This is a genomic window from candidate division WOR-3 bacterium (assembly GCA_011052815.1).
GTDB lineage: Bacteria > Hydrothermota > Tepidihabitantia > SM23-42 > SM23-42 > DRIG01.
Genome location: DRIG01000008.1, coordinates 1 through 20,493 on the forward strand (window position 1 = coordinate 1; position 20,493 = coordinate 20,493).

A 20,493-nucleotide genomic window follows, 5' to 3' on the forward strand; every position below is an offset into this window, starting at 1 on the left:
AGGGCGTGGTCTGAGTAGATATAGATACTTTCTGAAATATATTTTATACTTATCCCGACATTACCGTTTTCTGATACGGCTATTTTGCTGCTCAGGATCATTGAAAAGTCATTGGCAGTATAATAGACCAGTGAATCCTCTGAGGGATAATTGGGATGCCATTCAATATCTCCGTAATCGAAATTGATGAATGCCAGGCCGAAATCGATTGATTTTATTTTTTTGCTTAATGCCAGGGATACACTCTGCATCGAGAGGTAAAAACGATTGTAAGAACAGTATAGATTGTAATCTTCGTACCCGTTGAGATTCGCCGGATTATAAAAGACCGCCTCTGCATCTTTTGAAATCGAGAAAGATGTTGAAACGCCTGCCGGTGATGCCGGCAAAAGAAGAGAATTCACCCCTGATGACGAAATCAAAAGAAATATCAATAGACTCATTTATTCCTCGATAATTTCCACATTGGCTCTCGGCAACGTGATCTTTTCTTTATTCTCCAGTTCGACTTCCAGAACACGGACCATGGCTTCTGTTTCAATCTTCGCCAGTTCCACGGGTAGCGCCACAACTTTACCGATCTCTCCGAAATGGGGCTCTCTGATAATCCTTACCGACATACCCACCTCAAGGCCGGTGCCGGTTGAGATATCTGATACCTTTCGGGATGTTGCCGTTTCTTCTAAGGGCACGATGACTTCGGGCCGCATAACGCCGGCCCTTATCTGAGTCGCTCCGTTTATCGAAGCCTTTTTTCCGACCAGGGACTTCAACAATTCAAATGTACGTGCCGCCATCTTCAGTTTACCGAATCCTTCAGTGGCGATCAGAGTAAGACCCACCTGTTCTGAACCGGTTATCGCGACTCCGATTTCATAACCCATGAATTTCTTTAAATCCTGGTCTTCTATACCGCCGACGACAATGCCTTTTACTCCGACTTTTTTCGCCTGTTCCAGGGCTTCATAGGTGACCATTGAACCGCCGATGATTATTTTTCCTTCCATGGATTTATCGATTTCTTTCTCAGTCAGCACTTCTGCCGGATTGTTGACCGCCATTGCAATTGTGCCGATGGTTTCACCGCCGATTCCGAAAATCCCTTGAATAAAACTGCCGCGCGTCCTTATCTCCACCCCTTCATTTTTGATGATATCCGTCACTTCTCCATCGATATAGGCGATAACCTCAACGGGGATGGGCGGTTCACGCATAATGACTTGGCCGGTTATCTTTGATACATTCTCGATAATTCCGTCGATAGGGCTCTTGACCGAAGATTTAAAGAGACCGAACAACCCTTTGCTCTGAGCGATGATTTCATCCTTTTTCACCTCTTCACCGGCTTTTTTCAACATGGCTTCTTCAATCTCATCGGGTAAAATACCTAATAATCCGGCGATATTCAATGTTTGAACATTGCCCGGCAGATTCGTTCTTGCGACCACCTGTTCTGCCTTGACTTTGTCACCTTTTTTCACCAGAATATCACCGGGCAGAGGCAGGCGCCGCTCTTTTGTTAAAACAGTGTGTGCGAGTACTTTTAAGCCTGGTGTATAAGCATGTGCCAATTCAAGCCTCCTTTTCGTTTATATCTATAATATCCATATTTTAATGATGGTCAAGAGGGTTGTAAATATCTCCATAATATCAAGCTTTTTTGAGGAATTTTTCAACGGCGCGCAGGTTGAGCAGATCATCCTTTAATGATTGACGGGGTGTCTCCATGATAAAAGGTTTGTCAAAAAGAAGGGGGTGGGTTATGATATATCCCATTCCCCTGCCTATCTTACCTTTGCCCACGTGCCAGTGTCGGTCGACGTGCGAGCCGCATTCTGTCTTTGAATCATTGAGGTGGATTAGCTTCAGTCTCTTAACCCCTATTATTTTGTCGAATTCCGTTAAGGTCTTCTCCACGGCGCTTCTGGTTCTGAGGTCATAACCGGCGGCGAACGCATGGGCGGTGTCAATAACCACCCCTATCCGCTTCTTGTCATTGATTCCCTTAATGATACTCTTTATCTGCTCGAATCTGCAGCCCAGTTCATTTCCACTACCGGCGGTGTTTTCCAGCAGTAAGATGACGCCGTTCTTTACTTTATCAAAGGCGAGATTTATCCCTTTGATCATCTGCTCAATTCCTTTTTTCTGATTTTCAGACGAACCGATATGGACGATTAAGAACCGCGCACCGAGTAGATCACTTCTTTTCAAATCCACAATCAAAGAATCGACGGATTTCTTAAAGAGTTTGGAATCCGATGCGGCGAGATTGACAAGATAGGGCATATGAACAAAGACCGGATAAATATCTGATTTCTGGACGGCTTTTCGAAACAGAGCAACGTCTTCTTTGTCAAGGGACTTGGAATGCCATCCCCGGGGATTGCGTGAAAACATCTGGATTGTAGTACAGCGGCGTTCCACGGCGCGTTCAACCACATTCCTGAAGCCGCCGGCGATCGATATGTGAAAACCGATTCTCATCGCCGAAAATTAAGCCGGAGAAAAACAAAGATGTCCATTGGAGGATTTCTATTTGCGCGTCAATACAACCAGTGAATCAGGATCCGTGGTGAGGTATCGGTCTTTACCGAAATATAATGCGGGCCTTACTTTACCGACATCAATGAGCTGGTCTGAAACAAGGATCTCTTCTTTAAAATAGATGAGAACGATCTTGCCCACAAAGAGAAAGTGGTCGCCCAGTTTATGAACGGCGAATTTTTCACACTCATAAGCGGCATAGGCGTTATCCAGAATCGGTCCATTGATCTTTTCTCCAGGAGAGAACTTTATCTTGAATTCAGTGAATTTATTTATATCTCTTCCTGAAACACCGCCGGTTTTGGCGATTATTCCGGCGTCTTTATGAAATAAGAAATTCACCGTGAATCCGTCCGATTTTTCCAGAAGTTCATAGGTGAATCGTTTGGGTGATATGAGCACACCGTAGAGCGGCGGTTCCGCTGAAATCGCTGTATGCCATGCCGCCGGCATTATGTTTTCGGTTACGCCGACCATCGCGACGGCTTGCGGAAAAAAATAATAAAATTTGCCGATATTATCGCTTTTCTTCATCTTATTTTTTCTTTTTTTTACGGTCACAGACCGTACATACCTTTTTGCCTCTTTTCTGGATCAATCCCCTGCCGCACTTGGGACACTTTTCTTTCAGGGGCGGGTAGAAACTCGAGAAATCACATTGTTTGCATTTGTAGATTTTACCGCGCCGGGTGGTTATTATTATGAGTTCGCCTCCGCATTCTGGACAGGGTGCGTCATGGGTGAGGTTTTCCGTGTAGCGGCATTCAGGATAGCCTGAACAGGCGAGAAACTTACCATACTTGCCGTGTCTGATAATAAGCGGTTTTCCGCATTTCGGACACTTCTTCTCACTCTTTTCAACCTCAAGATTCTCGGAATATTTACATTCAGGAAATCCGGAACAGGCGAGAAATTTTCCGTATTTACCCCAGCGGACCACAAGAGGACGCTGACATTTCGGGCATTTCTTTTCCACCTTCTGGGTAATGGATTCTTTAATCTTGGGTACTTCTTTCTTTGTTTTGTTCAGGGTGATTACAAAGGGGTCGTAAAATTCCTGGACCACTTCCTGCCATGCCTTTTTGCCGAGCTCCACCTGATCGAGTTTCTTCTCCATCTTGGCGGTGAAAGAGACTTCGAAGATATTGGAAAATCTCGGTATTATGATGTTATAAACCTGCATCCCCAGTTCCGTCGCTTTTATCTTACTGTTTTCCTTTACCACATATCCGCGGTCAAAGAGCCTTTGTAAAATATGGGCGTAAGTGGAAGGTCTGCCGATACCGTTCTCTTCCAATTTTTTTATCAGGCTCGCTTCACTGTATCGGGGAGACGGTTCGGTCTGTTTCTCAGTAAATTCTATCTCCAGCATTTCCACGGTATCTCCGACACTCATCTTGGGCACCGCACCTTTTTCCACAACGTCTCCGCTTACCAGTTGATACCCGAGAAAGATGGGTTTCAATTCTTCAGCCCGGAAATCTATTCCCATATAAGAAACGACCGCTTCTTTCTTTGAATATCGCGCCGGTGCCATCTGGGAAGCGGTGAAACGGTCAAATATCAATTTATAGAGTTTGTATTGATCCGGTGTGAGGTGTTCTTTTATCTTTTCCGGTTCGAGTTTTATCTTGGTCGGTCTGATTGCTTCATGGCCGCCCTGCACATTTTTACTGTCTTTAAACACCCTGACTGTTTTATTGAGGTATTCACTGCCGAACTTTCCGCTGATATAGCTGCGCAGTTCTTCCAGTGCCGTGTTATTCACCCGGATTGAATCAGTCCTCATGTAAGTGATTAATCCTATACTACCTTCGGGCAGTTTGATTCCTTCATAGAGATTTTGTGCGATAAACATTGTCTTCTTTGCAGGAAAACCGAAACGTCGTGCAGCTTCCTGCTGCAGGGTTGAAGTGATGAAAGGAGGTGGTGGAAAACGTCTCGGTGTGGTCAGACGGAAAGAGGTTACATTGAACTTCACTCCTTTTTTCAGCAACCCCTTGAAACGATGCAATTCTTCTTTTGTCGCGATCTTTCTGTATGTTCCGTCGATACGCCACAGTGTCCCCTTGAATTTCTCATCAGCTCCAGTTAAAAAATTAGCCTCGGCGGTCCAGTAAGGAGTTGATTTGAAAGATTCTATTTCCTGTTCGCGTTCACATATCAGGCGCAGTGCTACACTCTGCACCCGTCCTGCAGACAATCCACTTTTCAAAATCGACCATAAAAGCGGACTTGTATAGTACCCGACGATTCGGTCCAGTATTCTTCGTGCTTTATGGGCGTTCACCAGGTTTTCATTGATGGTCGTCGGCGTCTTCAACGCCTTTCTGACGTGCTCCGGAGTTATTTCGTAAAAGAGGGCTCTTTTGATCTGGGTGTTGTTTGAATTCAATTCCTCGGCGAGATGCTGGGCAATGGCTTCTCCTTCCCGATCCGGGTCTGGCGCCAGGAAGATCTCCGACGAATCCTTGCATGTTTTTTTGATCTCTTTTATAAGTTTCGCTTTGCCCCTGATTCGTATGTATCTGGGCTGGAAATTGTTGTTGATATCGACCCCTAAATCGGATTTCGGCAGGTCTTTTATATGCCCCTGTGAACTGATCAAAACATAGTTTTTGTCAAGAAAGTTCCTTATTGTTTTGCACTTTGTCGGCGATTCGACAATAATTACTTTTTTGTCTTTATGCGTCTTTGTTTTCTTTTTTGAAGTTTTTGTTCGAGCCACAGCGGTATTATACACTGTTTGAAAACCAAAGTCAAGGAATTTTTGAGTTGAAATCCGACAGATTTCCTGTCTTGACGCTTTCTGATATCTGGTTATAATGGAACAATTGATTTAAATTTAATTTTGATGATTTGGGAAAGTGATGGATGAAATAATAGGACACCTTATAACAACCTTCGACTGAATACACAATGTTTAAAGTCAACCCCATACTCAGTATGAGCATAATCTTTCTTACCGGCTGGGTGATGAGCAAGTTGATAAAGAAAGTCAGATTACCCACGGTCACCGGCAATTTGCTTCTGGGAATAATAATCGGTCAGGAAATTTTTGATTTGATTTCTCAAGAGATCCTTGATTCTTCTTCGTTTATTTCAAATATCGTACTGGGGATGATTGCCTTCACAATTGGCCAGAATTTTTCACTGCAGAAATTCAGAGAGATCGGCAAGACCGTATTGTTGATTTCTATTTTTGAAGCACTAGGTGCCTGGATTCTGGTGACGACGATCTTTTTCACATTGTTGAAACAGCCTTTTCATGTCGCTATTCTGTTCGGTTCCATTGCTTCGGCGACCGCACCGGCGGCGACAGTTATGGTTATTAAAGAATACAAAGCACGAGGATTTTTTTCCAATATCCTCTTGGGTGTGGTCGCTCTTGATGATGCGTGGTGTCTTATCATCTTCGCGGTTTCTCACGCCCTGTCGCGCTCCATCGGCGCCCATATCGTCGAGAACGGTTTTGTTTTCACGGTCATTCTCAAGGTGATTCTGGAAATCGGCGGCGCCGCTGTGCTGGGTTGTGGTTGTGCATTTATCCTTGATTTTCTCTCGCGCTACATTCGAACCAGGAGTGAACTCCAGATCTATACGCTTGGTTTTATTCTGCTCGTTGTTGGCGTCGCCATTCATCTGCATATTTCTGTTTTGTTATCGGCGATGTTTCTTGGTGCTTGTCTGATAAATATTGAAAAGCACTTTGAAGAGAAAGGGTTTTTTGACGCCCTGAAGAATATCGAACCGATGCTCTATATGCTTTTCTTTATACTTGCCGGCGCCAACCTCTCTTTTTCATCGCTCAAAGCTATCGGTTTACTCGGCATTGCATATCTGATATTCCGTGTAATTGGTAAGATGGGAGGTTCATATCTCGGCGCGACCCTTGCCCGGGCACCATCAAACGTACGGAAATACATTGGACTGGGATTAATACCCCAGGCCGGAGTCGCCTTAGGCGTCGCCCTGGTTGTTAAAACCGATTTTCCAGAAGTCGGTCAGATCATATTTAACACAATCATTGCGACCACGATCATTTATGAGCTTGTCGGTCCGGTCATTGCAAAGATCGGACTTCAGAAAGCCGGTGAGATCAGGGAATCCGCAGATGATGATTATTAGCGGTGACAGAAAAAAAATCGGGGCGATCGGATTTGAACCGACGACCTCCAGCACCCCAAGCTGGCGCGCTAATCCACTGCGCCACGCCCCGATGGTAAATTATAGCTAAGCTTTCCGTAATGTCAAGACAGGGGTAAATTGACTCCTCTCCACTTTTTTATCATCCCTCCGCCCGCTCTTTTGTCATTCTGAAGGAGTCTGCCCGAAGCAGACGACTGAAGAATCTCAATGACTAATGACTGATAAAGATTCTTCGTTTCACTCAGAATGACAGAGAAAGAAGGCAAACCGCCCAAAGAATTGATTTTCCAGTGTAAAAAAGATGATACAATATGGCTTTATGTCTATTCCGGTGATAGACCAATGAACCGGTTTAAAACGATATGCGGCGCAGATAATGCAAAACCAGACGGCTGGGATGGATGGTTCGGCGATCTTAAATTAATTGATGCAAATGGTGATGGAGTCCAGGATTTGATTCTTACAGTCAATTCAAGCTTTGACTTACACCCGCGTGGTCTGTTCGTGTATGATATAAAGAACAGTCGTGAAATCTGGCATTACTGGATCGGAGGTTCGCCAAGAAGTTTGAACATAGTTGATGTTGATGATGATAATGATGCGGAGATCATCGTCACCACCACAGCTGTCGCCAACGGTTATGCGGTTAACGGCTTTGATGACAGGGATTCTTATGTTTTTGTCTTCGATAAAAAAGGTGTTCTTTTATGGCATCGAAAAATCGGTAGTATATTCAGCGATGCATTATGCTGGGTCGGCGACATAGATGATGATCAGGAAATTGAAATCGTCATAACAGAATGTGATGGAACCGCAGATAAAGAAACCTGAGTTTACTGATAATGACCTGCATGGAATTATTGAGGCGGTCTTACAGAAGTATGAGAGGAACCTGCCCCGGGGTATCAAGGTGAAGCGCTATTTTGCCGAGGATATATCTTCTATTAAATGCGATCAGGCGCAGCTCAATGCGGCGTTCTCCAATCTTGTTGAAAACGCCTTAGAGGCGATGGGAAGCAAAGGGGTATTAACAATAAGGACCGCGGTTGTGGAGAAGATCATTGATAAGAGTGTTAAGAGGTATGTTGAAATAAAGTTTGAGGATACAGGAAAAGGTATGTCAGAGCAGGAACTGGCGAATCTTTTTAAGCCCTTTGAGTCGAACAAGCCCGGGGGTACGGGTCTTGGTCTGGTCATTACCCGTTCGATTATTGAGCAGCATCAGGATCAGATTAAGATAGAGAGTAAAGAAGGTATTGGAACCGTGGTGACGGTGCTTTTATCCACTAAGAGGTGATAACCATTATGATGGTTGGTTATTTTGAATAAAGGTTGTTAGGTTATGGATAAGTTTAAGATTCTTATTGTTGATGATGAACCAAAGATCTGCAGAATTCTGGAGGAGATTCTTGAGGCCGAGGGGTATGCCACACAATTTGTTCTCAATGGCACCGATGCCATAAAAAAACTTGAGAAGAATGATATTGATATGGTTCTGCTCGATATAAAATTACCAGATATCGACGGTATTACTTTATTGAAAAAATTCAAAAAGATGAAACCCGAGCTCTTGGTGATTATGATTTCAGCTTTCGGAACAGTGCAGCTGGCGGTTGAAGCCTTAAAGAGCGGTGCTGAAGATTTTATTGAAAAACCACTGGAGACGAATCGTATTTTGACGACGATCAAAAGCGCCTTCAAGAAATTCGAGTTGAAGAAACAGCGTGATTCATATCGCACTGAATTATTAAAGGGTTATCAGATCATCGGTAAATCAGAGGTCGTTAAAGAACTTTTAGAATTGATTAAGAAATTCGCCGCTACCGAAAGCATTGTTCTGATTTTAGGAGAGACCGGCACCGGCAAAGAACTGGTTGCACATAATTTACACTTTTTGAGCAGAAGGGCGGGCGCTCCGTTCATTAAGGTGAATTGCGCCGCTTTGCCCGGTGAATTGATTGAGAGTGAATTGTTCGGTTATGAAAGGGGAGCCTTTACCGGTGCCAGCCGTCAGAAAAAGGGCTATTTTGAGGCTGCGCAGAACGGGACATTGTTCCTTGATGAGATCGGTGATATGCCGCTCTCTGCCCAGGCAAAGGTGCTGCACTCCATTGAAGAGCAGGAGATCTTTCACCTTGGAGGGACAAAACCGATCAAGATTGATGTCCGTATCATCTGCGCGACGAATCAAAACTTAAGTGAATTGATCGAGGCACGGAAGTTTCGTGAGGATCTGTACCACCGGATTAATGTCCTGTCGATTACCATCCCTCCGCTGCGGGAACGAGTCGAGGATATCCCGGTTCTTGCCCGTTATTTTTTGGAGAATGCCTGTTTTGACAACAACATACCGGTGAAGAAGTTTTCTTCTCAGGCATTGAATTTTCTGAAGAACTTCACCTGGCCCGGGAATGTGCGGCAGTTGAAACACCTTATGAGTAAAATAGCCATTCTAATAGACGAACCGGTGATCAAGGTCGCTCATATAAAGAAGATACTTTCCTTTAAATCGATAGAGGACGAGACGTATATTAAGGGCGGTATTAAAGCGGCTCAGATGAGGTTTGAACGCGAACATATCATCAAAACGCTGAATGAGAATAACTGGCAGATCAGTGAGACCGCCCGCTCTCTCGGTATCGACCGCTCCACTTTGTTCCGCAAGATGAAGAAATTGGGGATAAAGAGATAGTTTTAACGCTCTTGTTATTGATCTGAAGAGACAAAGATCAAAATCTGTATATATTCCTCTTGCATTAGAGTAAAGATTGAATATAATTAAATATGGAAAAACTACCTCTGTTTTTGAAGAAATACTTCTGGGAAGTGGAATTTAAAGATTTGGATCTGCGGAAGAACCGTATTTATATTATCAAACGAATTCTGGAGTACGGTGACGAAAAGTCGATTGTATGGTTATGGAAAAGAGTTGGAAAATCAGAAATAGAAAATGTATTAGTCAACTATCGGGGTTTTTCACGGAAAAGTGCCAATTATTGGGCACTTATGTTAGGAATACCACGAAAAAAGGTGCGATGTTTGAACAAACTCTTACCAAAAAAGCAAAAGATACTCTGGCCATATTAAGCCGTTCTCACCTGCTTGAAAATGCGTATTTAGCTGGAGGCACAGGTGCCGCACTTCAGTTAGGGCACCGTATTTCTATTGATTTTGATTTTTTCACACAGGAGGATTTTATTCCTAAAATATTCGCCGGAAAGTTATCTCAATTGGGACCATTTGAAGAAGAACAGACTGATAAAGGTACAGTTACAGGAGAATTTAGAGGAATCAGATTCAGTCTGTTTGTTTATAAGTATCCTTTACTTTTTCCGACAATACAATACAAATCATTACACATCGCGGATATACGCGACATCGCAGCGATGAAGATAGATGCAATTGCAACTCGGGGATTAAAACGGGATTTTATTGACTTATATTTTATATGTAATGCCGGTTATAAATTGTCTGAATTATTAAGTTTTTATAATCAGAAATATAAAACTTTATCTTCTAATTTAATTCACATTCATAAAAGTTTAGTTTTTTTTGATGATGCAGAATCTGATAAAATGCCCAGGATGATAAAAACCGTAAGGTGGCAAGACATAAAAAAATATTTTGAAGATGAGGTGAAAAAACTGACAGTGGTTTGAATGATGCGGTGGAGTAGTTTTAGCGCAGTTTTCTGCCGGTCGTTGTAGTAGTCAGCTTGCCGTGTTTTACACCCCGGGTGCTGAGAAGCCTGTCGGCGATGTGTTTTATGGTTTTCGCCTTACCCCTGACTACAAGCACTTCCAGACAGTTGTGTTTGTCAAGATGAATATGCATTGTGGAGATGATCTGTTTGTGATATCGATGTTGAATCGCGGTGAGGGTTTCAGTTAATTCCCGCACTTCATGGCTGTACACGATGGTGATTGTCCCCACGGTCTCTTCGGTCGTCAATTGCCACTCTTGTTGAACCAGCTTTTCTCTGATTAAATCACGGATCGCTTCAGAACGATTTTTATATCCCAGCTTCGAAATCAGATTATCGAATTCCTTTAATAATTTTTGGTTCATTGATATTCCGAATCTCGTTGCGGTTTCCATTTAATTTTCTCCTTTTTATAAAGTATATTTAATTAAGACGAACGGTCAAGAGTAAAAAAGGGAAGGGAAATAATGGGGAGGAGTTGGTAAAAAAATACGGGTATTAGAGTTTTGCGCGGACTGCGGGTGGTATGGAGCGAAATATCAAAATGGCGAAGACCATTATAATCATCAGAAATACACCGACCCCGCGGATGATCGGATACGGTGAGAAAAATTTTGAAATAGCTCCGAAGAATATCGCGGAAATAACAACGGTCAAATTTATGACGAACTCCTTGGTCGCAAATACCCTGCCCCTTATGCCTTTCAGTACATCTTCCTGAAGCATTGTATCCTGGGCGATGCCGATAAATGAAAAGACCATACCGGCGATGAAGGCTATCGTGTAAAGAAAAAACGGGGTGGTAAATATCGGTCCGATAATAAAGAAGAAACCAAGGACCGCAATGCTTATGATTATTATTTTACCGCGGTTGATCATCTTGCCGAAAAATCCCATCAACAGCCCGCCGATAAGCATGCCGATTCCTATGACACCGCCGAACCAGCCGACACCGGTGGTGCCGAGCCCGAAGATCTGTTGAACCAGATAGATCAAGATGATATATGCCACCGCCGCCACAAAGGGCAGGATGAATACGGACAGCATTACGAATATCACCACCCGGTCTTTTATAAGCAAACCACCCAGTTCTTTTAAATCCTGAAAAAAGAGCCTGGCGGATTTTTTAAGTTCTTTTCTTAATGAAAATTCCAGTTTTTTAACCGGTGCGAATAATGATTTTGTTCCCATACCGAGCACCAGGAGTCCGGCGATGAGGTGAGTGGACGCATCGATGTAGAATCCGAAACGCCAGCCGACCCATTTGACGAGGTAGCCTCCACCGACCATTCCGATGAAGGTTGCTATCCTCGCCAGGATGATGATCAGGGAGTTCGCCGCAACCAGTTCGTCGTATTCGACCAGGTCCGGGATGATCGCATTCTTTGAGGTGTTGTTGAACATATCAAGGGAAAAGAACGCAATGATCAGAATCCATATCGGAAGAATACTGTGGGTTAATACGACAAAGGTAGGCGTGAGAAAGATCAGTATCGACTGGATCACATGGCAGCGGAGCATAATCGTCTGTTTATTCCAGTGTTCGATAAATACACCGGCGAAAGGAGAAAGGATTACAATCGGCAGAGACCAGGTGATGGCGAATTCGCTGAATGCCGAGACGCGACCGGGAAACATCGAACCGATTAAAGTAATAATGACCATATGGGTGAGGCGGTCTCCGAGTTGCGATATCGTATTGGAAAAACCTAAAAATGTGATTCCACGTTTTTTCAGGAGTTCAAGCATTTTATAGTTTAGTCATCAACCAGGTGAAAGTCAATACAAAAATAGTCCAGTTTTATCTTTGAGTTAACAGGATTAAAAGGATCAAAACTGTCCGGTGATCTTGGCCGTCAAGAAGTGGGTGGTCGTACTGTCAAGGGGATAGGTTACTGTATAGTCACACTGTAGATACAGGAATTTAAAGATATTCAGATTACATCCCAGTCCGGAGATTAAAGTATAACTTTCTCCATTTAAGTAGTTATTCTGTTTTGCTCCGCCGAAATCCAGGGTGACGAACGATCTGGCGGTGAATCTCAGTAAAAATTCGATGATTGTCTTTATTCCGTAATCTTCAGTGCTCGAGAAATTGTAATCATATCTATTCGATTGGTAATTTGTCGTAAATTTTGTCCGCAGCAGTTGAGACCACGGGCGGTTCCATTCAAAATATATATTATCCAGCATCGCAGCCGGATATCCTTCATTATATCTGTGGTTCCAGACAGTCGTAAAACGTCCCAGATCACCGGGTTCGATTTCGAGTTTGATCTCTTCATGTAACGAATTTTTCAAAAGCGGCATACCGTAATAACCGTTGCCGCTTTCGCTGAATGTATGTTTTCCCCATAATGATATCTCGGAAAAAGGAATCAACTGGATGATTACGTAATAGCTGTTCACCGTATTGATGCTTGAGAGAAGACCGGTTTCCAGGGGAGAGAAGACCACGATCGGTTTTTTATATCCGGTTTCGACATTTCTCAGATACTCTTCAAAATTACGGCTTAATCCGAGGGAAAAATTCACGATACTGAAGACCGGTACCCATTGTCCTGGTGCGATATTGAGGTTGTTGAAGAAAGAACCCTTCAATGTCATATCCTGGAACGTCCTTTGAGCAAAGGCCGCTGATTGAAGATTGTAGTTTCCCGTATAATATAGTCCTGATAATATGTCCATATTGATGGTACCGCGCAATTCTTCTTCTTCTTTTATCTTTGATTCATCGCTGTATAGATCGTTGCGCCGGAGATAGATGTCGGTCATTACTGAAAACGGCAGCATGAGATTTGTGTTTATGATATACTCGAAATTGCGGTTATCGCCGCCGGTATTGAAATCCAGAACCGCATTATGTACCATTGAATTGATCTTTATCTTCGAACGAAGAAATTCGGTGCTGTAATTGGTATTAAACTGTATCCTGTCTTTTCGGTAATCCGGTAAAAAGTCTCTGCCGATTATAAGGTAACCGCTCGGTAACTCGGATGCGGTATAATTTACTTTTCCGTATGAGTAGCGGCAGGTATATTGGGTACCGGTTGAATCGATCTCCTGCTTTTCCTTGAACTTACCTTCTAACTTTATACCGGAGATCGGTTCAACCCCGAGGCTCACTGCGCCGTTCTGTTTCAGCCGACCGTACTTTTCTTCATTCAATCCGAATGATTGGAAGTCACCTGAATATCCCGTATAATCGGTGTTTATACTGAAAATTTTGTAGGTGGCGATCAATGAATAAGCCTGTGCCCATTCTTCTTTCGTATCGATGGCAAACTGGGGTATAAACTTAATCTCTTTCCCCGGTGAACCGATCTCAATCTTTCCGGAAAGGTGGCCGACTCTTTGGGTGTCGACCACTGAAAATCCCGGGGCGATGTGGACTTTTTCTCTGATCTGGATATTGGGCTGGACTGCATAAAAAGGATCAGTACGTGTTCTCTCTACAGAAGAGTAGCGTACCTCGATCTCGCTGAAGTCAGAAACCGCTCCCTCCCGAAGGAATAAGAGTATCCCCGAGGTGTAATCGATGATGTAGTCGATTCCACGGGTCATCAGTTCTCCATCGACATATACCTTTTCGCTTACCTTCACAATCGGCCGATACGAGAGGTAGAAAAAGGATGATCGGGAGCGGAATTCGATATTCAAATTATAGAGATTAAGGGTATCGTCATACACGGTATCAGGAAAGGGGCGACGGGCAGGGAATGAGAGGTATCCCAGGTCATAATTTATAAATTCCGCATCGACCACACCGTCTGAGTCGTTGTCAAGCCCGAATTCTGCAAGTGGATGTATTTGATTGAGGGTATCGGTTATGCTCAGAGAAAACGAACCGGGAATGATCTCCGGTCCCAGATAGTATATATTCTCCAGCATATGGTTGCGCACGGAATCTGATTGGATTACGATTTCCCTGCCGTTGATTAATAGAACGATGATATCATCAGCTGCCCGGGGCGTCAGAATGTGGATGATTCCTTTTTCATAATTTATGTGATAATCAACACCGTTAATGAGGGGATCGAAATCACCGGTGATCCCCGCGATCGTAGTACTGAGCCGTGTCTTAATCGAATTTGTGATTGACGAACGGTCGTCGATAAAGAGCGTATCATAACCTCTGGCAACAAAGCTTTCCACAGAATCGATGTAATAGAAGGTATTCTTCTGATAGTTGATGTCGTGCAGAATGAATTCTTTCTCTGTTGAATGGCCGTAAAAGAAATCATTTCTTAATGTAGATTTAAGTTGTCCTCCCTGGATGTTGATATTATGCTCTTTGACTTTTATTTTTGCATTGCCTCCGAATATGGAAAGGCGAGGTACAAAGTCGAATTCATAATATTCCGAGCGCAAGAAACCGCCGTCAACCCTGTAGAGTAAATCCCTGTTTGCTCCGCGATAGCCGAATCCATACATTATCTGTTCTTTATCGGCGTCGTCATAATACAGAGAAAATAACCGGTTGCTGGTGTGTTGGCCGATCAATTTCATATTGATATTTTCGTAATCGGTTGCGGTCGTTGAATCGTTCCAGGTGGTGGTTGTGGAATAATACGCCCGACCCTGAAGTTTTATGTCCGTATTTTTTATCAAACGGGCATGGCCGCCGGCTTCATCGAGATAAAAGATTTTCTCTTTCTTCTCACCGGACGGCTCCAGTCTTTCCGCCCGCCATAATCCGGTTTCTCGATTGAAATATTCAATGTTGAGTTTGTTGATGACGAAGATATAATGCGGCCCCGAATAGACAGCCGTCAATGAATCGTTTTCAATCCCGTTGTTGTGATTGTAAAATTTCCGGCTTTTCTCTTCCCGGTTGTAGATAATCAATCCGTTGTCGGTTGCAAGGAGAAGTTCTTCATTATTGGCTGATATCCCATTGACTCCTTTGACGTCTTCCAGTTCCCTGAAGAGGCGCCAGTCATCCGCTTTCGGCTCATAAAAATATACTTTTTGTCGGCTCACTACAAAAAGGCTGTCGCCGAGATTCGAATAGTCTTTGATCTCCAGGTTTGGATAGATGTTCCAGATTTCATTTTCTTTTTCATAAGCGACGAACTTATCTTCAGCGAGAAACCAGATTCTGCCCGGCGTGTTGATTATGAAACGATAAGAAGATCGAGGCGGGCCGACTGTCTTCTCAACTCGTTCAAATTCGAGGTTGTATCTTAATATCGCGGAATCAGTGGTGAGCCAGATATATTTATCTTCCCGGAGAAGGTGGGTTATTTGCAGTTCGCACACGTCTTCCCATTCCTCGACGTACTTGTCGAATCTTTTCAAGCCGAAGTCACCTCCCAGCCAGACATATTCATCGTCGAAATCCATTCCCTGGATATCACCGGGAAATTCATACGTCTGCCAATCATTGATTCTTACATCCGCGCAAGCCACGCCGTTCGCCGTAACCACCCAGATTATTCCTTCATCAATGCCGACCAATTTTATTTTATTATCCAGTAATCCGTTTGTCTGGGTTATCCGACTCCAGGTCTCTGAACTGCGGTCAAAGGTGTATATTCCGTAAGGCGTGCTGATGAAAAGATAGTCGGTAGTATAGATATCCTGGTTACCGTCAAAAATTATCGGCTTTTGTTCAAACTGTTTTTGAGTGATATTCGTAAGAAACAGAAGGAGTATTATCAATTGCTATTCCGTTATAAACCCCGAAGGGATGTCTTCTTTCTTCTCCTGACAGGCGCGGAGCCTGATCTTTTCTTCGGTTATGTATGTTCCCGATCTCTTTCTTTCTTCACCGATGGAAAAAACTCTTATTGCGGCGGGACCTTCGATCGGACAGCGGGATTCGCAAAGACCGCAGCCCGTGCAGAGCCGTTCGTCGACAAACGGTCTTAAGAGCGTTTTATTGTGAATCGTTTCATTAAGAGAGCTGATTGCATTATAAGGGCAGGCTTCATCACAGATTAAACAGACCTTGTCCTGTTCCCAGGCGATACAGCGGTTTTTATCGATCACCGCGGTTCCTATTTTGACAAAAGTCTTCTCTTCGGATGACAGCCGTCGAATCGCTCCGGTCGGGCACACGCTGCCGCACATATTACAGTTCTTTTCACATCCGCCGATGCGCGGAACGAGCTTCGGCGTCCAGATGCCGTTGATGCCGGCTTCCAGAATACAGGGTTGAAGACCGTTTGTCGGACAGACCTTCATGCATTTTCCGCAGTGCAGACATAGGTTCAGAAAGTCTTTTTCCGGCAGGGAGCCCGGCGGTCTGATGAGTCGGCCGTTCAACTTTTTATGAAGAAGAGACCGGGTCAGGGGAACAGCCACTATCCCCGCGCCGAGCGAAACAAGCAAAGTCCGTTTCTTGATGTCAAAGGGTGTTGTTCTGAAATCGACTTTATATTTGATTGCATTGTCGGGACATTCGTAAAGACAACGCAGGCAATCTATACACTCGGCTGAATCGATCTTTTTAAGCTCGGATTTTATTGCATTTGTCGGACATATCCTTTCACAGATATTACATGCTCTGCATTTTTCAGGAAAGGAGAACTTAAAGACGGAGAACTTCGAAATTACACCGAATAGTGCTCCCAGTGGACAGAGATTGCGACACCAGAAGCGCGGTTCAATGAAGCCTGTACCCAGGATGATCAGAAAGATCGCCAGTACGATGAATGTTTCAGTATATTGGTAATTCGCCGTCATTGTGAAGAGACCGAGCAGATATGTCGCCACGGGATGGATGATCAAGGTGAAAGAACGTTCAAGGATGACCAGAGGATCGAAGAAGTGGACAAAAGAGCCTCCGAGAAGAGCGGAAATGAAGAGGAAAATCAGAAGGAGAAACTTGGTGTTTTTCAGCCGAAGATGCAGACTTATCCGCTTCTTGATCGTTAAGTCGCAGATGTCGATCATCGTGCCGAGGGGGCAGATGAAGCCGCAGAAAAAACGACCGAAGACGAATGAACCCAGAATCATGATTATGGACAGCAGACCGGCGGTTAGTACTGCACGATATGCGATACTCAGAATAATAAAGATAAGGGGGTCGAATCTAAAGAAGAGTGTCTGGATTCTTCCGGCGGTGCTGTATGTCGTCTGGATGAATAGGTATATAAAGAGGCCGAGAAATAATATTTGGATCAGCCACCTTATATAACGGTGACGTTTTTTCGGTTTTTCCGCAGCCACTAATCTCTTTTCCGTCTCAACCGCCCATACGATTCTATACTTCGATCTCCTTGATCTCCATCTTTTGAGGGTCGATTTCTCCGAGTCCCAATTTTGAGGCGGCTACAATGTATTTAACGCTTTTCCCGGTGAATGATTTATTATACCAGGTGGTGATTCCCACGGTATATGAATCCACGGCGACCGGGTCGGTTCCGGCGATCACGGTACTTAATTCGACTGTTTTTCCGGGACCGCTCGGGCCGCCGGTTGTGAGTGCCCTGGTGGCGTCGAGCACGGTTAAGTCGGATTTTATGACCGTCGCAAGTTCAGCGATTGCACGGTGCAGATTGACATGATGGAAATAACCGCGGTCCCAGACCAGGCCCATAAGATTTTTGATTCCCAGGCTTACACCGGTGGCGGAATGGGACTTTGCCGTAGGCAGGTTGATCAATTTGTCGACGTTGTTGACGATTTTTGCTATCTTTGTCGAGGTCAATTCTTTTCCCTGCGGTATTTCAACCTCGGTGAACTGCCGTTCTTTCGTCAACGTGACGAGGGCGACTTTTTTCTTATCGATGACAGCGTCTTCAATTTTGCTCTTTTCAATGCAAAGGCCTGTATTTTGAATCGTGTGATCGACCAGAAAGACCTTCGCCGCACCGGCATCAAGACACAGTTCAACCATCTGTTTTACGACTCCGGCGCTTGTCGTAGCTCCACACTCGACATTCGAAGCAAACGAGATGTTTGGTTTGATACATACGCGGTCACCGGGTTTTATGAACTTATCTATGCCGCCGAGGGCGTCGACCGCCGCCTTCACCAGTTTTGTCTTATCACCGCGAGCAACGGCAAGGCAGGGAGAGGATATTTCAGCTGTTTTTTCTTCCGCAAAGATAAGTGACTTCGGAAGCAGCGACGCCAATACCGCACCGGCGCTTATCTTTAAGAAATCCCTTCTGCTTAATTTCGCCATAAACTACTGGGCTGTTGTATCACGAATCGCTTCAGATATGTTCAGGGCGAAGAGTTTTGCGACATCAAGGGCGGCGTCCGAGTCGTCACCGATGTAGATCCAGCTGTAGAATTTATCATCCCAGAAATCCAGTTCATAATAGTTCACTGCAATGCCGGTCACCAATTTGTAGCGGGCTTCGACTCCGGCATTGTCATTGGTCCAGGGAATCTCATTGCCGGTCGCCTGGTCGTCATAAACATTCTTTGCATTTACAGTATCGTTCATATCAGCGATATGGAGTTCAATCGTGACCGCACCGGATATGTCGCCTTCATAGAACTGGCGTACGAATTTAACAAAATTGTTGTCGATATAGACCTGTCCTGCACCGTCGATGATGTCGTATAACTGGGTTTCATTCTCGGCGATCTCCATTGCAGAACTTCTTGTCCAGCCGCTTATCTCGTTATCAAGCGGAACAAGCTCCACAACATCCTTCGGTTCGATCTGTGTTTCTTCTTTTGTACAGAATACCACCAAGAGAAGAATAAGGAACACAAGGAGTTTTTTCATTGTTCCTCCTAATCTATGAGGGTTACTTTTTTGATTCTTGTTTCTCCGCCGTTGTAATATCTTATGAAATAAGAACCGGCGGGCAATCTGTTTTTGAGATTGACGGCAATGCGATGGGTGCCCTTTATGAGTTTTCCATGGAAGATTGAACTCTCCACTCTTCCGGAAGCCGATATTAAATCAAGATGCACGAAGGATGTTTGAGCGAGAGATAGAATGATTGTTGTGTTTGAACGGAATGGATTGGGAGCTACTTTCAAAAGACCGTCGGCAGGGCGGTTTGTTTGGAAACTTTTGATTCCCGACGGATTGTTGATTTCAATCAGATTGATGTCGGTCGTGCCGAGATTGTACGGTGATTGGGTCGCCGTATCGATGTGATGGATCGGCCAGGGGATTATGTTATAACCGAGATTCTGACGTTCTTCATTTATGACATTCCAGCTGTGGTAATCACAGGCGACTGTATCCAGGCTCATTATTATTTTTTTGGGATTGCAGTTTACTGAACCGCCGGGACCGCTGAGCACGTTTCCCCAGAGACTGTCGATGATGAATATTTTCTGCATGTTGTTGGGCGTAATGACATCACGGATTTGCTGGTTGAGCGCCGGGATCGCCGGGTCACAGTAATTACTATGGGAGGGTACCGGACTTACCGAACCGTAATGGTTCTTTAAACTCAGAGTCACCTGAGCCGTACTGTGGTTCTTTAACACCCCGACATTTATCAAGTAATCGGAGAGCAGGCTCATAATGCGGCTGGGATAGACCGGTCCGCCCGGTACATCGAGCGGACAGCCGGAGTCATAGCCCACGCCCGAATGGTCTGTTCCGAAACAACGGGGTGTATCAGGGTCATTACCGGTATATATCGTATAACCGCAGCTTGTCAGTTCACCGTCAGAACGGTCCCAGATAATTACGTTGTTTTTAGGGAAATAATTCGCTCCGAACTGCATCTGAGCCAGACCGTTGATTATGCAGTTGATCACTTCGGGATTGGTCGGCACGGCACTGTTTATCGTATTGACCTTTATTGAAATTATACTGCTTTCTGTAATTCCGGGAAAGATCGATTTCCAGGCGTCGCCGACAGAATTTATTCCGGTCAATCTCTTTATCGATTCATCCATCATTATCTGAACCACGGTTTCATTTACACTCCCGGCAGAAGTGGCGTTTTCATCAAAGCACTGAATCACATCGCTTGCGCGGTTTCCTTCTTTCTCTTTTGCAAAAGGAATCTTCGGTTTCGCCATTATTCCGATGGTTCCCACGCCTAAGTATTTCAGGAACTCACGCCTTGATATGTTCTTCATCAGTCCTCCTTAATTATATTTTTATATATAAATTATAGATAAAAAAAATTATGTGTCAAGGAACTTTCCGTTAAAAGATG

At 44.2% G+C, this 20,493-nt stretch carries 17 protein-coding genes and 1 tRNA gene; 5 read left to right on the forward strand and 13 right to left on the reverse strand.

The window, feature by feature from the left end:
• The 5 genes from ENI34_00525 to topA all read right to left on the reverse strand — a co-directional run.
• Positions 1-443 (reverse strand): hypothetical protein (locus tag ENI34_00525; protein HEC77611.1); only part of this gene is annotated, 443 nt, incomplete at its 3' end.
• Positions 444-1,571 carry a hypothetical protein gene (locus ENI34_00530; protein ID HEC77612.1) on the reverse strand — a complete coding sequence of 376 codons (1,128 nt, stop codon included), beginning with the start codon at positions 1,569-1,571 and terminating at the stop codon, positions 444-446.
• A 79-nt stretch (positions 1,572-1,650) separates the two neighbouring features.
• A complete protein-coding gene (locus ENI34_00535; protein ID HEC77613.1) occupies positions 1,651-2,487 on the reverse strand; it encodes a deoxyribonuclease IV in 837 nt (278 codons plus the stop codon).
• Between the two features lie 48 nt (positions 2,488-2,535).
• Positions 2,536-3,081: a flavin reductase family protein gene (locus tag ENI34_00540; GenBank protein HEC77614.1), complete on the reverse strand. Its 546-nt coding sequence runs from the start codon at positions 3,079-3,081 to the stop codon at positions 2,536-2,538.
• A gap of 1 nt (position 3,082) precedes the next feature.
• Entirely contained in the window at positions 3,083-5,275 is a 2,193-nt protein-coding gene (topA, locus tag ENI34_00545) for a type I DNA topoisomerase (protein ID HEC77615.1), read from the reverse strand.
• 191 nt (positions 5,276-5,466) lie between these two features.
• Here topA and ENI34_00550 point away from each other — a divergent pair, with 191 nt between their 5' ends.
• Entirely contained in the window at positions 5,467-6,675 is a 1,209-nt protein-coding gene (locus tag ENI34_00550; GenBank protein ID HEC77616.1) for a cation:proton antiporter, read from the forward strand.
• Between the two features lie 17 nt (positions 6,676-6,692).
• On the opposite strand, the gene ENI34_00555 is transcribed toward ENI34_00550, so the two are convergent.
• Positions 6,693-6,766: transfer RNA gene (locus ENI34_00555), tRNA-Pro, on the reverse strand.
• A 176-nt stretch (positions 6,767-6,942) separates the two neighbouring features.
• Here ENI34_00555 and ENI34_00560 point away from each other — a divergent pair.
• From ENI34_00560 to ENI34_00575, 4 genes are all read left to right on the forward strand, one after another.
• Entirely contained in the window at positions 6,943-7,527 is a 585-nt protein-coding gene (locus ENI34_00560) for a hypothetical protein (GenBank protein HEC77617.1), read from the forward strand.
• The gene (locus ENI34_00565) at positions 7,502-7,993 is read left to right on the forward strand and encodes a GHKL domain-containing protein (GenBank protein HEC77618.1); all 492 of its coding nucleotides are present in this window, start codon (positions 7,502-7,504) and stop codon (positions 7,991-7,993) included. The genes ENI34_00560 and ENI34_00565 overlap by 26 nt, the downstream gene beginning before the upstream one ends.
• A gap of 45 nt (positions 7,994-8,038) precedes the next feature.
• Positions 8,039-9,388 carry a sigma-54-dependent Fis family transcriptional regulator gene (locus tag ENI34_00570; protein HEC77619.1) on the forward strand — a complete coding sequence of 450 codons (1,350 nt, stop codon included), beginning with the start codon at positions 8,039-8,041 and terminating at the stop codon, positions 9,386-9,388.
• A 220-nt stretch (positions 9,389-9,608) separates the two neighbouring features.
• On the forward strand, positions 9,609-10,355 hold the full coding sequence (locus ENI34_00575; protein ID HEC77620.1) for a hypothetical protein: 747 nt from the start codon (positions 9,609-9,611) through the stop codon (positions 10,353-10,355).
• Between the two features lie 19 nt (positions 10,356-10,374).
• On the opposite strand, the gene nikR is transcribed toward ENI34_00575, so the two are convergent.
• The 7 genes from nikR to ENI34_00610 form a co-directional block, all read right to left on the reverse strand.
• On the reverse strand, positions 10,375-10,794 hold the full coding sequence (nikR, locus tag ENI34_00580) for a nickel-responsive transcriptional regulator NikR (protein HEC77621.1): 420 nt from the start codon (positions 10,792-10,794) through the stop codon (positions 10,375-10,377).
• A gap of 103 nt (positions 10,795-10,897) precedes the next feature.
• Positions 10,898-12,148 carry an MFS transporter gene (locus ENI34_00585; GenBank protein HEC77622.1) on the reverse strand — a complete coding sequence of 417 codons (1,251 nt, stop codon included), beginning with the start codon at positions 12,146-12,148 and terminating at the stop codon, positions 10,898-10,900.
• 81 nt (positions 12,149-12,229) lie between these two features.
• Entirely contained in the window at positions 12,230-16,063 is a 3,834-nt protein-coding gene (locus tag ENI34_00590) for a hypothetical protein (protein ID HEC77623.1), read from the reverse strand.
• A gap of 3 nt (positions 16,064-16,066) precedes the next feature.
• Positions 16,067-17,575: a 4Fe-4S dicluster domain-containing protein gene (locus ENI34_00595; protein HEC77624.1), complete on the reverse strand. Its 1,509-nt coding sequence runs from the start codon at positions 17,573-17,575 to the stop codon at positions 16,067-16,069.
• A gap of 34 nt (positions 17,576-17,609) precedes the next feature.
• Entirely contained in the window at positions 17,610-18,536 is a 927-nt protein-coding gene (locus tag ENI34_00600; protein HEC77625.1) for a DUF362 domain-containing protein, read from the reverse strand.
• A gap of 3 nt (positions 18,537-18,539) precedes the next feature.
• Positions 18,540-19,091 (reverse strand): hypothetical protein, encoded by a 552-nt coding sequence (locus ENI34_00605; protein HEC77626.1) that lies wholly within the window; start codon positions 19,089-19,091, stop codon positions 18,540-18,542.
• Positions 19,092-19,099: 8 nt separating this feature from the next.
• The gene (locus tag ENI34_00610) at positions 19,100-20,413 is read right to left on the reverse strand and encodes a DUF362 domain-containing protein (GenBank protein HEC77627.1); all 1,314 of its coding nucleotides are present in this window, start codon (positions 20,411-20,413) and stop codon (positions 19,100-19,102) included.
• Positions 20,414-20,493: the final 80 nt, after the last annotated feature.

What these genes read in the sequence shown, in the direction of transcription:
- ENI34_00550 (HEC77616.1), top strand. Translation starts at nt 5,467, where the DNA reads ATGTTTAAAGTCAACCCCATACTCAGTATGAGCATAATCTTTCTTACC.
- ENI34_00575 (HEC77620.1), top strand. Translation starts at nt 9,609, where the DNA reads ATGGTTATGGAAAAGAGTTGGAAAATCAGAAATAGAAAATGTATTAGT.
- ENI34_00570 (HEC77619.1), top strand. Translation starts at nt 8,039, where the DNA reads ATGGATAAGTTTAAGATTCTTATTGTTGATGATGAACCAAAGATCTGC.
- nikR (HEC77621.1), bottom strand. Translation starts at nt 10,794, where the DNA reads ATGGAAACCGCAACGAGATTCGGAATATCAATGAACCAAAAATTATTA.
- ENI34_00605 (HEC77626.1), bottom strand. Translation starts at nt 19,091, where the DNA reads ATGAAAAAACTCCTTGTGTTCCTTATTCTTCTCTTGGTGGTATTCTGT.
- ENI34_00565 (HEC77618.1), top strand. Translation starts at nt 7,502, where the DNA reads ATGGAACCGCAGATAAAGAAACCTGAGTTTACTGATAATGACCTGCAT.
- ENI34_00540 (HEC77614.1), bottom strand. Translation starts at nt 3,081, where the DNA reads ATGAAGAAAAGCGATAATATCGGCAAATTTTATTATTTTTTTCCGCAA.
- ENI34_00535 (HEC77613.1), bottom strand. Translation starts at nt 2,487, where the DNA reads ATGAGAATCGGTTTTCACATATCGATCGCCGGCGGCTTCAGGAATGTG.
- ENI34_00560 (HEC77617.1), top strand. Translation starts at nt 6,943, where the DNA reads ATGACAGAGAAAGAAGGCAAACCGCCCAAAGAATTGATTTTCCAGTGT.
- ENI34_00600 (HEC77625.1), bottom strand. Translation starts at nt 18,536, where the DNA reads ATGGCGAAATTAAGCAGAAGGGATTTCTTAAAGATAAGCGCCGGTGCG.
- ENI34_00610 (HEC77627.1), bottom strand. Translation starts at nt 20,413, where the DNA reads ATGAAGAACATATCAAGGCGTGAGTTCCTGAAATACTTAGGCGTGGGA.
- ENI34_00585 (HEC77622.1), bottom strand. Translation starts at nt 12,148, where the DNA reads ATGCTTGAACTCCTGAAAAAACGTGGAATCACATTTTTAGGTTTTTCC.